The following is a 12,996-nucleotide window of genomic DNA, read 5'->3' on the forward strand; positions in this document are numbered from 1 at the left end:
GCTATGGGTAGAAAAGTTTGCGACCCTGCCGGCTCTTGGCGGGGTCGTTTTGTGTCCGGGACGCGAACTTATCCCCGCGTCTTGAAGCCATGTTAGTCTTCGCCCGGATGCAAGAATTTGGAAGGACGGAAGTTGAAGATGCAGATGCGCCTGACGCCGTTGATTGTAGCCGCGCTGGCGCTGATGACATTCCCGGCGCTGTCGAACATGGCAGCCGCTCAGGACGCTCCGAAACCGCCGGAAGCTGCGGCGCCCGCCTCAAGCCCTCCCGCCTCTGACACCGCCAAGCCGGCGGAAGCGCCGCCTGCTGCCGAACCTCCAAAGCCCGCTGAAGCATCGCCTGCCGCTGAAGCTCCAAAACCTGCCGAAGCCACGCCCGCGGCCGACGCACCCAAGCCTGCCAAAGCTACGCCTCCCGCCGAAGCGCCAAAGCCTGCCGAGGCCGCGACGCCCGCGCCAGCTCCCAACCCGGCTGAGGCGGCAACTCCGGCGCCTGCGCCGAACCCCGCGGAGGCCGCAAGTCCCGCGCCTGCCGCTGCTCCAGCGGAAGCGCCGAAGCCCGCCGAAGCCGCAGCCGCGCCCGATGCCGAATGCCACCACGCGCTGTCGCTCGTCGGCAAGCCGAAGTACGGCCCGGATTTCAAGAATTTCGATTGGGTCAACCCGGATGCCCCAAAGGGCGGAACCTTGCACTCCTGGGCGGAGGGCACCTTCGACACTCTGAATAGATTTTCCGACAAGGGCGTTCAGGCGGTGGGCTTGAGCCTCATCGACGACAGCCTGTTCGCGACGAGCCCCGACGAACCAGGCACCGAGTACGGTCTGATCGCCGAGTGCGCCTCCTATCCCGCCGATTTCTCCTCGGTGACGTTCAAACTGCGCCCCGAAGCGAAATTCCACGACGGCACGCCGATCACGCCGGAAGACGTGATCTTCTCCTTCGACCAGTTCAAGAAGGTCAATCCGTTCTACGCGTTCTATTACAAGAACGTCGTCAAGGCCGAGAAGACCGGCGACCACGAGGTGAAATTCACCTTCGATAAAACAGGTAACCGCGAGCTGCCGATGATCGTCGGTGAGCTGAGCGTCGTCTCCAAAGCGTATTGGGAAGGCAAGCGCGCCGACGGCACGCCGCGTAGCCTCGGCGAAACGACAGTCGAACCCCCGCTCGGAAACGGCGCCTACAAGATCAAGTCCGTCGACACCAGCCGCGAGATCGTCTTCGAGCGCGTTCCCGATTACTGGGCAAAAGATCTGCCTGTGATGAAGGGCCAGCAGAACTTCGACATCCTGGACTTTACCTACTACCGCGATCGCACGCCCGCCTTCGAGGACTTCAAGTCCGGCAGGATCGATTCCTGGGCCGAGAACCGCGCTTCGGCTTGGGCGACGCAGTATAACTTCGACGCTCTGAAGAAAGGCCTTGTGAAGAAGGAGGAGGTTCCGGTCGAGCGCGTCGCGGGGATGCAGTCTTTCGCCTTCAACATTCGGCGTTCGCAGTTCCAGGATCCGCGAGTCCGCCACGCCTTCAACCTGCTCTACAATTTCGAGGAAGCGAACAGGTCGCTGTTCAACAATGCCTACGTTCGCCTCAACAGCTATTTCGCCAATTCCGACCTGCAGTCGAAGGGCGCCCCCCAGGGCCGCGAACTCGAGATCCTGAACGAGATCAAGGACGAGGTTCCCCCGGAGGTCTTTACCGGGGAATACACGAACCCGGTGAACAACCAGGAAGGCGATTATCGCAAGCATCAGCAGGAAGCCCTGAAGCTGTTCGAAGCCGCCGGCTGGAAGATCCGCAGCGAAGCCGTTGCCGATCCCAATTGCGGCACGTGGTGCAAGATCAAGCAGGCGGTTGGCTTATCGTCGGCTTCAACGGCGCGCGTTCTCCGCAACGACAAGGGCGATCAGATGACGGTCGAGTTCCTGATCAACGGGGACACGTTCGAGCGCATCATTCTGCCGTACGTTCAGAACCTGGCGGCGCTCGGCATCAAGGCGACGGTGCGTAACGTCGATGACGCTCAGTATCAGCAGCGCGTTGACAACCGCGACTTCGACATCGTCGTCGGCAGTTTCCCGCAGTCGAATTCGCCGGGTAACGAGCAGCGCGAATTCTGGGGGTCGGCGGCTGCGGATAAGAACAGCAGCCGCAACATCATCGGCATCAAGAGTCCTGCCGTCGATCACCTGATTGACAAGATCGTCTATTCGAAGGACCGCGATGACCTCGTTGCAGCCACGCATGCCCTCGACCGCGTCCTGCTCTGGAACTACTACGTCGTGCCGCACTGGTATTATCCCTACGACCGCATCGCCTATTGGGACATTTTCGGCCGTCCCGCGAAATTGCCGTCGCAAGGGTCAGCACTCACCCAGGTCTGGTGGTTCGACGCGGACAAAGCGAAAGCTGTCCAGGCCGCGAAGGGGAAGTGACCTGGTGCTGCGATTTCCTCGATCATGGAAGGTTGATGGGGCGGCGTTGCGCCTCGTCGGCGCGATCGCGACGCTGTTCTGCGCGGCAATCACTAGTGACGCTGCAGCCGAACCGAGTCACGGCCTGTCGATCTTCGGCGAGTTGAAGTATCCGCCCGGATTTCAGCATTTCGACTACGTCAATCCCGAAGCGCCCAAGGGCGGCCGCATGGTGACGATGGGCACCGCCGACGTGAACACATTCGACTCGTTCAATCAGTTCATCGTCAAAGGCGATGCGGCTCAAGATCTCGACTACCTCTACGATAGCCTGATGGCGCGCGCGCAGGACGAACCGGATGCGGTCTACGGCCTTATCGCCAAGTCCGCCGAAGTTGCCCCTGACCGCATGTCGGTGACGTTCAAGCTCCGGCCCGAAGCGAAGTTCGCCGACGGTTCACAGGTCACAGCCGACGACGTCGTCAACACGCTGAGCCTTCTGAAAAGCACCGCGACGCGCCCGCAGTATTCCCAGCCCCTCCGCGATGTCGTGAAGGCGGAAGCGCTCGATCCCGAAACCGTGCGCTACACCTTCCAAGGCACGCTAGTCCGCGACCTCCCCGTTCTCGTCGCGCAGTTGCCCGTCCTGCCGAAGGCGTACTACGCGACACAGCCCTACGATCAGACGTCGTTGAAGCCGCCGCTTGGCTCCGGCCCCTATCGCATCAAGACGTTCAATCCCGGCAGCTCCGTCACCTACGAACGCCGGAACGACTACTGGGCGAAAGATTTGCCCGTGAACAAGGGCCGCTTCAACTTCGATGAGATCCGGCTCGATTATTATCGCGATCGCACGATCGAGCTCGAAACGATGAAGTCCGGCGGCTTCGATTATCGCGAAGAATTCTCAAGTCTCGGCTGGGCGACGCAGTACGATATCCCGGCCGTGCGTGACGGCCGCCTCATCAAAGAACTCATTCCGGATCGGCGTCCCTCGGGCGCCCAGGGCTATTTCATCAACACGCGCCGCGACAAGTTCAAAGACCCCCGTGTTCGGGCCGCGCTCGATCTTGTCTTCGACTTCGAGTGGTCGAACAAGAAGCTGTTCTACGGGCTCTATAAGCGCACCACGAGCTACTTCGAAAACTCCGACATGAAAGCCGTCGGGCCGCCGAGCCCGGACGAGTTGGCGCTGCTGAACCCATATAAGAATAAGCTGCCGCCCGAAGTCTTCGGCGAGCCATACCTTCCGCCCGTGACCGACGGCAGCGGCAACAATCGCGACAACCTGAAGAAGGCGCGCGACCTTCTGATCAGCGCCGGTTGGAAACCCGGCCCCGACGGCAAGCTTCGCAACGATAAAGGCGAGCAGCTGACGATCGAATTCCTGGACTTCGAAGCGCAGTTCGAACGCATCACGCTGCCCTATACGCAAAACCTGAAGCGCATCGGCATCGACGCGACGTGGCGGCTTGTCGATCCGGCGCAATATCAGCAGCGTCTGAAATCGTTCGACTTCGACGTCACGACGCAGCGCTTCTCGCTAGGTCTCACGCCCGGCGTCGACATGCGCACATTCCTGAGCTGCGACGCAGCCAAGGCCGACGGCTCGTTCAATCTCGCAGGAATATGCGATCCCGTCATCGACGCCCTGATAGACACGATCATCGCGGCTAAGTCTCGCGCCGAGCTGACGACGGCAACACGCGCCATCGATCGGATCCTGCGCGCCGAGCGCTACTGGGTTCCGCATTGGTACAAGCCCGCATACTCGGTCGCCTACTGGAACAAGTTCTCGCGTCCTGCCATTCAGCCGAAGTATGATAACGGCGTGCTGGACACCTGGTGGATTGATCCGCAGAAGGCCGCAGCCTTGAGTTCCGGCGCAACTGAAGCAAAGCCCACGCAACAACCGGCGACCCGTTGATGGCCGTATACCTTTTAAAGCGCCTGCTCCTGGTGATCCCGACGCTGCTCGGGATCATGCTGTTCTCGTTCGTCATCATCCAGTTCGCACCGGGTGGACCCGTGGAGCGTATGATCGCCGAACTGACCGGACAGTCGTCTTCCATCGTCAGCCGCATGAGCGGCGGCGGTGGCGACACCCTCGGCAACTCCGGCATGAATAGCCAGCTGGGTGTCGGCGGCGGCGATTCCATCACGTCGAAATACCGCGGCGCCCAGGGCCTCGACCCGGCCTTCATCAAAAGCCTCGAAAAGCAGTTCGGCTTCGACAAGCCGGCGCCCGAGCGCTTCTATCTGATGATGAAGAACTTCCTGACCTTCGATTTCGGCAAGAGCTACTTCCGGGATGTCTCCGTTCTTCAGCTCATCAAGGAGAAGCTGCCCGTATCGATCTCGCTCGGCATCTGGATGACGCTGCTGACCTACCTCATTTCCATTCCGCTCGGCATTCGCAAGGCCGTGCGCGACGGCGAACCCTTCGACACCTGGTCGAGCGCCGTGCTCGTGGTCGGCTATGCGATCCCGGGATTTCTTTTCGCGGTGCTGTTGTTGATCCTGTTCGCCGGTTCGTCGTTTTTCCAGTGGTTTCCCTCGCGCGGGCTCTTTTCCGACAATTGGGACCAGCTGAGTTTCTTCGGCAAAGTCACCGATTACCTCTGGCATCTTGTATTGCCGATGATCGCGATGGCGGTCGGCTCCTTCACGGCGATGACCTTCCTCACCAAGAACTCGTTCCTAGATGAGATCCGCAAGCAATACGTGGTCGCCGCGCGCGCCAAGGGCCTGACCGAGCATCAGGTTCTTTACGGCCACGTATTCCGCAACGCCATGTTGCTCGTCATCTCCGGCTTCCCGTCCGCATTCATCAGCGCCTTCTTCTCCGGCGCGCTGCTGATCGAAACGATCTTTTCTCTCGACGGCCTCGGCCTCTTGTCGTTCGAAAGCATCGAGAAGCGCGACTATCCCGTCGTCTTCGCCTCGCTCTACATCTTCTCGCTTGTCGGCCTTCTCGTCGGCATTCTCTCCGACTTCGTCTACACCCTAGTCGATCCGCGCATCGACTTTGAATCGCGCGAGGTCTGAGGATGGATCAGAGAGCCGACACGCCGGCCGACATCGTCGAAACGCCGGAAGCGAGGAAGAAGAAATCCTGGTGGCAACGCACGTTCCACCTGTCGCCCGTGAACCGGCGCCGCTGGGAACGGTTCAAGGCCCACAAGATCGGCTATCGGTCTTTCGTCGTCTTCTCGGCACTGTTCGTGGTATCGCTCTTCGCCGAGTTGGTCGCCAACGATCGGCCGCTGATCGTCAGCTACAAGGGCGAACTCCTCTTCCCCGTGCTCGTCGACTATCCGGAAGAAAAGTTCGGTGGCTTCCTCGCCATCACCGATTATCGCACGCCCGACATTCAGAACGAGATCAAAGCCAACGGCTGGATGCTGTGGCCGCCGATCCGCTACTCCTATGCGACCATCAACAAGGATTATCCCGGCCGCGTCGGCGACAACGGCGTCTGCCTTGGATATCCGGCACCACCTCCCTGGTCGACGTCGCTCAAGCTTTGCGATGCGCCGGCCGATCAGCTCGCGCGCTTCAACGAGCTTGGCAACACCAACTGGCTCGGCCTCGACGATCAAGGCCGCGACGTCGTCGCCCGCATCATCTACGGTTTCCGCATCTCCGTTCTGTTCGGCTTGATATTGACGATCGTCTCTTCCGCAGTCGGCATCGTCGCCGGTGCGGTCCAGGGCTACTTCGGCGGCCGCGTCGATCTCATCTTCCAGCGTCTACTGGAGATTTGGAACTCGATCCCAGAGCTTTTCGTCTTGCTCATCCTGTCGTCGCTGTTCATTCCCGGCTTCTGGACGCTGCTCGGCATCCTGATGATCTTCAGCTGGACCTCGCTCGTCGGCCTCGTGCGCGCCGAGTTCCTGCGCGGACGCAATCTCGAATACGTCCGCGCCGCCCGCGCACTTGGGCTCTCCGACTGGCAGATCATGTTCAAGCATCTGCTGCCCAATGCGATGGTCGCGACGCTGACCTTCCTGCCGTTCAAGCTCTCCGGCGGTATCGCCGCATTGACCGCGCTGGACTTCCTCGGCCTCGGCATGCCGCCGGGTTCGCCGTCTCTCGGCGAACTGCTGCTTCAGGGCAAGAAGCACCTCGAGGCCCCATGGCTCGGCATCTCCGGCTTCATCTCCGTATCGATCATTCTGTCGCTTGCGATCTTCATCGGCGAGGCCGTGCGCGATGCGCTCGATCCGCGCAAATCGTTCAGGGCTAAGCACTGATGACAAACGCGCTTCCCCTTGTCGACGTGCGCAATCTCTCCGTCGCTTTCGGCGAGAGCCCGAACCTGACGCAGGTCGTCAACGGCGTCTCGTTTCACATCAACAAGGGTGAAACCGTCGCCCTCGTCGGCGAGTCCGGTTCCGGCAAGACCGTGTCGGCCATGTCGATCCTCCGCCTTCTTCCGAACTCGGCCTCCCATCCCACGGGCGAGATCCTGTTCGAAGGCAGCGACATCCTGAAGATGAACGGCGCGCAGCTGCGCAACATTCGCGGTCGCCGCATCTCCATCATTTTCCAGGAACCGATGACATCGCTCAATCCGCTTCACACGATCGAGAAGCAGGTGGGCGAGATCATCCGGCTTCACCAGGCACTGCCCGATGATACGACGCGCGAGCGCGTCATCGAGCTTCTGACCAAGGTCGGCATTCGCGATCCCGAGAAGCGGCTTGGCGCTTATCCCCACGAGCTTTCCGGCGGCCAGCGCCAGCGCGTGATGATCGCCATCGCTCTCGCCAACAAGCCCGATCTCCTCATCGCCGATGAGCCGACCACCGCGCTCGACGTGACGATCCAGGCGCAAATCCTCGAGCTTCTGGGATCGCTCCAGAAAGAACTCGGCATGGCGATGCTGCTGATCACGCACGATCTGGGCATCGTGCGCCGCATGGCCGAGCGCGTTTACGTCATGCGCAACGGCGACATTGTTGAAACAGGCACCGCCGAAGAGATCTTCACCGCCCCGAAACACGCCTACACCCGGCATCTTCTGGAAGCCGAACCCAAGGGGATGCCACCGGCGACCGATCCTTCGCGTCCCGTCGTCGTCGAGACGGACGATCTCAAGGTCTGGTTTCCCATCAAGCAGGGCTGGCTGCAGCGAACGGTCGATTACGTAAAGGCCGTCGATGGACTGTCGATGAAACTGCGTTCCGGTGAGACGCTCGGCGTCGTCGGCGAATCCGGTTCCGGCAAGACGACGCTCGGCCTTGCCATTCTGCGCCTCATCTCATCGCAAGGGCCGATCGCCTATATCGGCAACCGCATCGACGGGCTGACGAACAAGCAGATGCGCCCGCTGCGCAAGGAAATGCAGATCGTCTTCCAGGATCCTTACGGCTCCCTGTCGCCGCGCCTCACTGTCGGGCAGATCATCGAAGAAGGCCTGATCATCCAGAACCCCGAGATGGACGAGGAACAGCGTCGCGAACGCGTTGGCGCCGAACTGAAGGAAGTCGGGCTCGATCCCGCATCGCAGGATCGCTATCCGCACGAATTCTCCGGTGGCCAGCGCCAACGTATCGCCATCGCCCGCGCAATGGTCCTGAAGCCCAAGTTCGTCATGCTCGACGAACCCACAAGCGCGCTGGACATGAGCGTGCAGGCGCAGATCGTCGATCTTCTGCGCGGCCTGCAGGCACGTAACGGCCTCGCGTACCTCTTCATCAGCCACGATCTCAAGGTCGTCCGCGCGCTGTGCAACTACGTGATCGTCATGCGCAACGGCAAGGTCGTCGAGGAGGGCCCCGCGCGCGACATCTTCGAAAAGCCGCAGAACGAATATACCAAGGCTCTGCTTGCCGCCGCCTTCGACATCAAGGTCGCGTACCGGGGCGCGCTCGCGAGCTGACCGCGGAGAATAGCACCTCATGGCTGTGCCGAAGCTCGTCCATTATCACGCCCCGAAAACGCGTTCGTTCGGTACGCGCTGGCTCTTGGAGGAATTGGGTTCCCCGCCTCATGAGCTCAAAGTGCTCAACATGAAGAAGGGCGAACACAAGACCGCGGAATTTCTCGCCATCAATCCGATGGGCAAGGTTCCAACCCTCACGGCGGATGGCGTGCCCGTAACCGAGGTCGGCGCCATTGCGATTTTCCTCGCGGATCTTTTTCCCGAAGCCGGCCTTGCTCCCACGCTCGAAGATCCGGCGCGCGGCACCTACCTGCGATGGATCATTTTCAATCACGCCGACGTCGAGCCGGCGATCATGGACAAGGCGCGCAACATTGAACCCGGCGGCATGCCCGCATCTGCGCTCTGCTATGGCACCTACGACGACACCGTGAACGGGATCGTAACGGCGCTAAGCCACGGCCCCTACATTCTGGGCGAACGTTTCTCCGCCGCCGACGTCGTTTTGGGCGGCGCGGTCCGATGGCTCACGATGTTCAAGCTTCTGCCCGACAAGCCCGAATTCAAGAGCTACGTCGAGCGGTTGACTTCGCGTCCCGCCTTCCAGCGCGCGTTCGAGCAAGACGAGGCCCTCGCCCGTCAGCTCGCGTCCTGAAAGGCTTTCCGCAGGCGGAGGATCGGCTATGCTGTCGATGATCCGAATCATCGACACGAGATCCGCGATGCTTCCCGATGACGTTTTCCGCCACCGCCTAGAGCAGACGCTTGTGGAGATCGAGGCAAGCGCCGCACGACTACGGGAATGCGCGGCGGTCAGCGTGACCGCCAAGCCCAATTATTGGCGCGCGATCGTCATGCCGAACCTCGCGGCTGCATGCCCCTTCGATCTGATGATCTGCGCCGATCAGACCTTCAACCTGAAGCTCGCGAACGAAGCCTACACGAGGCTTCCCGTCGACCGGTTCGAGCTTTTCCCCCACCTCGTCCGCGCGATCGAGGCGGGCCAGGTCGAGAAGATCTCGAAATACAGCACGATGACCGATGCGCTCGTGGCGGTCGCCATGCGCGTCGCCTTGGCTCCGGGCTGGGACTGGATCGAGGAGAGAAGGCTTTCGCCCGCAAGCACCGACGAAGAGTGGCGCACGCATCGCTACCTGCCGTATCGGCGCAGCCCGGAAAACACCCGCGTCAGCGGTGCGAATATCCTCGCAGACGCTTGATCGCACTGATACGGCTTCCGGTCTTGCCGATCCGCAAGACAGCTTCGGGCAACGTTTCGACCAGCGTCAGCATGTGATGGCCATTGGCATGAACCATCAGCACGCCATCGAGCATGATGCCGACGTGCCCCTTCCAGAACACCAGGTCGCCGCGCGCAAGACCCTCAAGATCGTCTCCGACGAGCACGTTGTCGCCAAGCTCGGCCTGCTGCATATCGCTGTCGCGCGGAGCCGGAACGCCGGCTGCGTGAAGCGATGTTTGCACGAGGCCCGAACAATCGATGCCGATCCGCGTCCGTCCGCCCCAGAGATACGGCGTGCCGACGAACCGTTCGGCGATCTCGACGAAATCGCGTGCGAAACGATCCCCGGATGCCGCATGTCGCGCAAAGACAAAGCCGCCACCGTCAAGCTCCAGGAATTGCTCATCCCCGCTGCGGACCGCGATCTGTGCGTTGAGGGGAAGATGCATGATCGGCGGCGACTTGATATTCGGCACACCGTAAAGAAACGTGCCGAGCGTTTGTATACGGTGCGTCGCGTGCTTGATTCCACGGCGGATTGCGTCGGAGGCCACATAGCCCACGTACCCGTCCCGTGCGAGTTGCACCCAGCTCCAGCCGTTCACGTCTTCGAAGATCGTGAGACTTTCGCCGAACAACACCTCGGTTTCAAACCCACGGCTCGGTTCCGGCGTTTTCCGAAGCGGAACGGATGCGCGAACCACGAAACCGGGTTCGCCCGCAACAAAACGCTCCGCCCGCACCACGCCTTCCAGCGACTGCGCCGCAAGATCGGGGCGGAAGGCGTTGCGCCGCGGATCAAGCGATCCGGTGGGGCGCGGCGGCAATCCCGTGGTCACGATGTCAGCTCTCGCTTGAGATGTTCCATCACCGCTCGCGCCGTCTGCGGCTCACCGCCCTTCGGACCAAGAGGTCTCGCCGCCGGACGCCAGCCATAAAGATCGAAATGTGCAAAGCGCCGCGCCTTGCTGACGAACCGCTTCAGAAACAGCGCTGCTGTTATCGCGCCTGCAAACGGCGATTCCCAGACGTTGTTGATATCGGCGATGTCGCTGTCGAGATTGCGGCGATAACCTTCCCACAACGGCAGCCGCCAGACAGGATCGCCGATTGACGCCGCAAGCGGTGGCAAGCTCTGCGCCAAGCCTTCGTCATCCGTAAAGAACGCTGGCAGGTCCGGCCCGAGCGCAGTCCGCGCCGCACCCGTCAGCGTGGCAAAAACGAAAATCGAATCCGGCTCCTCGGAGTCGGCGAGGGCCAGCGCATCGGCCAGCACCAATCGCCCCTCCGCATCGGTATTGCCGATTTCGACGCTGAGGCCCAACCGGCTGTTGAGGATGTCGCCCGGACGGAAGGCATCGCCGCCGACCGAGTTCTCCGCCGTCGGGATCAGAACGCGCAGGCGGCAGTTGAGCTTCTGCCCCATAATCATGTGAGCCAGCGCCAACGCCGTCGCCGCACCGCCCATGTCCTTCTTCATCAGAAGCATGGCGCTTGCGGGCTTGATGTCGAGACCGCCGGTATCGAAGCTGATCCCCTTGCCCACGAGCGTGATCTTCGGAGCGCCCGCAGGTCCCCATGTCATGTCGATGAGGCGAGGCGCGCGCGGGCTCGCCCTGCCGACAGCGTGAATGAGCGGAAAATTCTTCGCAATGAGATCATCGCCGATGATCACCGAGATCTTGGCGCCGTGCCGATCCGCCAGTTCCCGCGCGATTGCTTCCAGATCGGCTGGTGCCATGTCGGACGCCGGCGTGTTGATAAGATCGCGCCCGAGCCAAACCGCTTCGGCCGTATTGACGACGCCGGAGGCGCCAGCTTCAGCCAGCCTCAATTTTGCGCGCGCGCCGTTACCCTCTCTCTTGCGATACCGCGTGAACGAATAACCGCCGAGCCCCCAGGCGAGCGCCGCAAGATCAGTCTGCGAGAGTTCTGATGCGATCCGGTAGGTGCCTGCGGGCAGCGACGCGCCGAGCAACCCCGTCAAAAGCTCCGACGGTCCGCTGGGCTCGCCTTGCTGTCCATTGCCGGTTCCGAAGGCCACCGCCGCGAGCTTGCCTTCGGCATTGGGAATGAGGACCGCGCGTTTGGCGCTGCCTGAAAAGCTTTGCGCGGCAAGCCACGCCTGTTGCGCAGCGTCGAGCGCACCATTCTTTTCGCCGCCGTCGGAACCGATAAAATGGATCGGAATGTCGCTCGCATCAGAGGCACCAAGCGCAAACATCTCCGCCGCCGACCAGGCTTTCGTCTCAACCATAAGTCTCTCGTTCGCTTTTCTCAGGCATTCCGAAGCCGATTGGCCGTCCCGTCCCAACTTATTCAGTTGCACCACAGATACGGGTGGCTTCGGCGTTTGCAGGTATCACAGGTCCGGGGCAAACCTTAAGCGTTTGTTGACCCCTGGCCCAGAAACTGACGGTCTCATCGATTCGCCGGGTAGCTTGCGAATCATCCCACGGAGACTGTTATGACGCCACGAGCGGCCCATCTTTTGCCAGCCTCGACACGCCCGCGCCGCTTCGGAATCATGGCGGTCCTGACTTCATCCCTGCTCCTCGGCGCCTGCTCGATGTCGACCGACATGCTGCCGAGCATCGCCATGAAGCCGAGCGACACGACGACAGGCGCGACCGCCGACAACAGCCAGCCGACGTCCCCGCAGTCCGAGTTGCAGAAGGCAACGATCTACTGGGGCAAGGAGTATTCCAAGAACCCCTCGCAGCTTAAGCCTGCATTGAACTACGCGAAGGACCTGAAGGCACTCGGCGAGAAGGAGAAGGCTCTCGCTGTGCTGCAGCAGGCATCGCTCCTGCATGGCAATGACCCGGAGCTCGCCGGTGAGTACGGCCGCCTTGCGCTCGAGATGGAACAGGTCGGCCTCGCCAACCAGATGCTGACGATTGCCGATAATCTCGAAAAGCCGGATTGGCGTGTCATCTCCGCGCGCGGTACGGTTCTCGCGAAGCAGAGCAAGTACGCCGAATCCATCCCCTTCTACGAGCGCGCCCTGACCCTTTCGCAGAACAATCCGACCGTCATGAACAATCTCGCGATGGCCTACGCGATGACGGGCGATGCGAAAAAAGCCGAGAGCATCCTCCGCCAGGCAATTGTGCTTCCCGGCGCCACACCGAAGGTTCGCGAGAACCTCGCGCTCGTGCTTGGTTTGCAAGGCCGCTACGATGAGTCCAAGGCCGTCGCCACCGCCGTTCTCAACTCAGATACAGCCTCCGCCAACGCCGATTACCTGAAGGAAATGGTGAAGCTCGCGCCGACGACCGCCATGCCCGACGCCAACAGCTTCGCCAACAATACCTCCGTCAGCCCAACGACGACGCCGCGACTGGTCGTGCAAAGAGCCTCCGCCGACGATGGCCAACTGCCCGTTAATCAGGGCGTCTGGCAGACGACCACGGAAAATTCCAGCGCGACGGCCTCGCACTGACAC

Annotated in this window: 10 protein-coding genes; 8 read left to right on the top strand and 2 right to left on the bottom strand. The window is 61.5% G+C overall.

What is annotated here, in order from left to right; all coding sequences use genetic code 11:
• Positions 1–138: 138 nt before the first annotated feature.
• Genes EKK30_RS04615 through EKK30_RS04645 form a run of 7 tightly spaced genes read left to right on the top strand, consistent with a single transcriptional unit; the run spans position 139 to position 9,525 of the window.
• Positions 139–2,436: an extracellular solute-binding protein gene (locus tag EKK30_RS04615; protein WP_290980963.1), complete on the top strand. Its 2,298-nt coding sequence runs from the start codon at positions 139–141 to the stop codon at positions 2,434–2,436.
• 4 nt (positions 2,437–2,440) lie between these two features.
• The gene (locus tag EKK30_RS04620; protein ID WP_290980966.1) at positions 2,441–4,342 is read left to right on the top strand and encodes an extracellular solute-binding protein; all 1,902 of its coding nucleotides are present in this window, start codon (positions 2,441–2,443) and stop codon (positions 4,340–4,342) included.
• Complete coding sequence (locus EKK30_RS04625) at positions 4,342–5,463, top strand: microcin C ABC transporter permease YejB (RefSeq protein WP_290980969.1); 1,122 nt, start codon at positions 4,342–4,344, stop codon at positions 5,461–5,463. The genes EKK30_RS04620 and EKK30_RS04625 overlap by 1 nt, the downstream gene beginning before the upstream one ends.
• On the top strand, positions 5,460–6,671 hold the full coding sequence (locus tag EKK30_RS04630; RefSeq protein ID WP_290981325.1) for an ABC transporter permease: 1,212 nt from the start codon (positions 5,460–5,462) through the stop codon (positions 6,669–6,671). The genes EKK30_RS04625 and EKK30_RS04630 overlap by 4 nt, the downstream gene beginning before the upstream one ends.
• Positions 6,671–8,302: an ABC transporter ATP-binding protein gene (locus tag EKK30_RS04635; RefSeq protein WP_290980972.1), complete on the top strand. Its 1,632-nt coding sequence runs from the start codon at positions 6,671–6,673 to the stop codon at positions 8,300–8,302. Before EKK30_RS04630 ends, EKK30_RS04635 begins: the two co-directional genes overlap by 1 nt.
• A 19-nt stretch (positions 8,303–8,321) precedes the next feature.
• Complete coding sequence (locus tag EKK30_RS04640; RefSeq protein WP_290980974.1) at positions 8,322–8,960, top strand: glutathione S-transferase family protein; 639 nt, start codon at positions 8,322–8,324, stop codon at positions 8,958–8,960.
• 28 nt (positions 8,961–8,988) lie between these two features.
• The gene (locus tag EKK30_RS04645) at positions 8,989–9,525 is read left to right on the top strand and encodes a hypothetical protein (RefSeq protein ID WP_290980977.1); all 537 of its coding nucleotides are present in this window, start codon (positions 8,989–8,991) and stop codon (positions 9,523–9,525) included.
• On the opposite strand, the gene EKK30_RS04650 is transcribed toward EKK30_RS04645, so the two are convergent.
• Both EKK30_RS04650 and EKK30_RS04655 read right to left on the bottom strand, forming a co-directional pair.
• The gene (locus EKK30_RS04650; RefSeq protein ID WP_290980980.1) at positions 9,494–10,387 is read right to left on the bottom strand and encodes an NlpC/P60 family protein; all 894 of its coding nucleotides are present in this window, start codon (positions 10,385–10,387) and stop codon (positions 9,494–9,496) included. The genes EKK30_RS04645 and EKK30_RS04650 overlap by 32 nt on opposite strands.
• Positions 10,384–11,805 (bottom strand): M17 family metallopeptidase, encoded by a 1,422-nt coding sequence (locus EKK30_RS04655; protein ID WP_290980983.1) that lies wholly within the window; start codon positions 11,803–11,805, stop codon positions 10,384–10,386. Before EKK30_RS04655 ends, EKK30_RS04650 begins: the two co-directional genes overlap by 4 nt.
• Positions 11,806–12,015: 210 nt before the next feature.
• Between EKK30_RS04655 and EKK30_RS04660 the strand changes: the two genes are divergently transcribed.
• On the top strand, positions 12,016–12,993 hold the full coding sequence (locus tag EKK30_RS04660; protein WP_290980986.1) for a tetratricopeptide repeat protein: 978 nt from the start codon (positions 12,016–12,018) through the stop codon (positions 12,991–12,993).
• Positions 12,994–12,996 lie beyond the last annotated feature (3 nt).

The organism is Hyphomicrobium sp. (assembly GCF_003987855.1).
Classification (GTDB): Bacteria; Pseudomonadota; Alphaproteobacteria; order Rhizobiales; family Hyphomicrobiaceae; genus Hyphomicrobium_B.

Bases quoted from the DNA above. Each gene is read 5' to 3' on its own strand.
- EKK30_RS04615 (WP_290980963.1), top strand. From the start codon at position 139: ATGCAGATGCGCCTGACGCCGTTGATTGTAGCCGCGCTGGCGCTGATG.
- EKK30_RS04625 (WP_290980969.1), top strand. From the start codon at position 4,342: ATGGCCGTATACCTTTTAAAGCGCCTGCTCCTGGTGATCCCGACGCTG.
- EKK30_RS04635 (WP_290980972.1), top strand. From the start codon at position 6,671: ATGACAAACGCGCTTCCCCTTGTCGACGTGCGCAATCTCTCCGTCGCT.
- EKK30_RS04640 (WP_290980974.1), top strand. From the start codon at position 8,322: ATGGCTGTGCCGAAGCTCGTCCATTATCACGCCCCGAAAACGCGTTCG.
- EKK30_RS04645 (WP_290980977.1), top strand. From the start codon at position 8,989: ATGCTGTCGATGATCCGAATCATCGACACGAGATCCGCGATGCTTCCC.
- EKK30_RS04655 (WP_290980983.1), bottom strand. From the start codon at position 11,805: ATGGTTGAGACGAAAGCCTGGTCGGCGGCGGAGATGTTTGCGCTTGGT.
- EKK30_RS04660 (WP_290980986.1), top strand. From the start codon at position 12,016: ATGACGCCACGAGCGGCCCATCTTTTGCCAGCCTCGACACGCCCGCGC.